General features: G+C 49.0%; 1 protein-coding gene. It reads right to left on the reverse strand.

Features of this window, described 5'->3' with window-relative positions; genetic code table 11:
- Positions 1-296 (reverse strand): MFS transporter (locus EXZ60_RS19075; RefSeq protein WP_277436167.1); only part of this gene is annotated, 296 nt, incomplete at both ends.

Raw genomic sequence — 296 nt, forward strand, 5'->3', positions numbered from 1 at the left:
TCCAAGTACCGCTAGGCACACCTAAAACGTTAGCCAGTGTTAAGCCCGCGAACATCTGTCCGACCGCGCGACCTGCCATTTTTTCTGAAACCAAACTGGTCGCTACCACGGCACCGATGCCGTAGAAAGGACCTTGAACCAAGCCAGTGATCACTCGGCTTACCATCAACACAAAGTAGTTTGGTGCGAAAGCAGACAATATGTTGCCGAGGATAAACAACACCATTAGCCCAGCCAGTACGGCTTTCTTATTAAAGCGTGCTAAGTAAATTGTGAGTAGAGGACCGCCAAATACA

This window comes from Vibrio sp. 1151_11, from assembly GCF_029478525.1.
GTDB classification, from domain to species: domain Bacteria; phylum Pseudomonadota; class Gammaproteobacteria; order Enterobacterales; family Vibrionaceae; genus Vibrio; species Vibrio anguillarum.